The 1,085-nt window shown below is 58.4% G+C and carries 1 protein-coding gene and 1 pseudogene; one reads left to right on the top strand and one right to left on the bottom strand.

Going from position 1 to position 1,085, the window contains the following annotated elements:
* Positions 1–59 precede the first annotated feature (59 nt).
* A complete protein-coding gene (locus tag BSZ39_RS14005) occupies positions 60–713 on the bottom strand; it encodes a DUF6973 domain-containing protein (RefSeq protein ID WP_158025224.1) in 654 nt (217 codons plus the stop codon).
* Between the two features lie 133 nt (positions 714–846).
* On the opposite strand from BSZ39_RS14005, the pseudogene BSZ39_RS12880 reads away from it, so the two are divergent.
* Positions 847–1,085 (top strand): annotated as a pseudogene (locus BSZ39_RS12880) (ISL3 family transposase); the annotation flags it as partial.

The following is a 1,085-nucleotide window of genomic DNA, read 5'->3' as shown; positions in this document are numbered from 1 at the left end:
TCTGTTTGTCATGATCTGACCAGTCTCCCTGCCCGAAGCCTCGAGCAACAGGACAACTCTCACAACGACTGGACCCACAAAAGGGGGTCAGGCCACGAAGCCGTAGCATATCTCGTGTAGCTTCTACCCACTGAGCGTCCAATTTCATTGTTGCGCAGGTCCATTTTCTTATCCGCACCCGAGGATTCCGCTTCATGTCGATCGCCAAACCCTTTCGCGGTTGCACTCCCCATGTCTATCGTCATCCGCGCGCTCCAATAGCAATGTCGATAGGCATCACCTTTACCTTGATACAGTGACGCTGCTGCAAACTTCTGCCGGGCCCGGCTGAGCGCATCGTCGGCAGCCGCCTTCGCCTTACGGCACTTGTTGAAGTTCCATGGCTGTGCGCAGAACTGGAACTCTGCGCCGTTCATGCCACCGTAATAATACGGCACCAAGACATCGCCACCGAACTCCGGGTAGTCCCCCACATCTAGCGAACTGAGGTTAAATCTCTCGTTTACCTCTTCGGACGAAAGCGTCAACCGCAACGACGTACGCTTTACTTCCGCGGACTCTCCCTCCTCTACTGCTGCAACTGTCGCCTGCGCGCCCGTTAGCAGAATGATTGAGGTGAATAAGACTGATACTGTTCGACGCCAATTCCCCACGGTTGCCCCCTTCTCTGGAACCTGGCTCTGCATCATCGCATTCAGGTATGCGGTATACACTCTACGCCCTGTCAAAGAGGCTCTTCAGAGTTGAGTGTGGGCACGCCGATCGGGCAGGGGTGTTGGGGATAAGCATCGAGGTCCCTGATGATGAGTGGACTTTAACCCCCCGCTGATCTCAAGGACCTCGACAATGCCCCATCCTACGTGCCCCTGCACTGCCTCTCTGGACCGCTGCAGCCGCTGTGATGTCCTCCTCGGCCTCCCCGGACTACACCTGACCGACGCCGAGGTCACCGACACCGCCGTCGTCCTCGACATCGAGACCTGTGACCCCCTGACCGGTTGCCCCGGTTGCGGCGTCATCCCGACCGGCCACGGACGCATCACCGTGACCCTGATCGATGCTCCGTCCACCGGCCGCCCTGCCCG

Source organism: Bowdeniella nasicola (assembly GCF_001907295.1).
GTDB lineage: Bacteria > Actinomycetota > Actinomycetes > Actinomycetales > Actinomycetaceae > Bowdeniella > Bowdeniella nasicola.
Note: the sequence above shows the minus strand (reverse complement) of the source record. Positions and strands in the feature narration are given on the sequence as shown.